The sequence below is a fragment of the Cobetia sp. SIMBA_158 genome (assembly GCF_046566945.1).
Classification (GTDB): domain Bacteria; phylum Pseudomonadota; class Gammaproteobacteria; order Pseudomonadales; family Halomonadaceae; genus Cobetia; species Cobetia amphilecti.
Genome location: NZ_JAWJYL010000538.1, coordinates 1 through 263, shown reverse-complemented (window position 1 = coordinate 263; position 263 = coordinate 1). Strand labels below are relative to the sequence as shown.

The following is a 263-nucleotide window of genomic DNA, read 5'->3' as shown; positions in this document are numbered from 1 at the left end:
CGTCGTCCACGCGTCGATAGATCACGTCGACGCGGCGCGGGCCTTGCGTCGTGCGCATGAACACGTAGTTGTCTTCGACGAACAGATCGCTGCCTTCGACCAGTTCGACGCCCATCTGCTGCGCAAGAAACGTGTGCTCGAAATACGCCGAGTTGTACATGCCCGGCGTGAGCAGCACGACGGTGGGATCGTCCACGCCCGCGGGCGCGCAGGCGCGCAGCGTTTCGAGCAGCAGATCGGGATAATGCGCGACCGGCGCCACC

1 protein-coding gene is annotated in these 263 nt (G+C 64.6%); it reads right to left on the bottom strand.

The window, feature by feature from the left end; all coding sequences use genetic code 11:
- Positions 1-263: circularly permuted type 2 ATP-grasp protein (locus tag R2R70_RS20995; RefSeq protein WP_410979047.1), on the bottom strand; the 263-nt coding region annotated here is incomplete at both ends.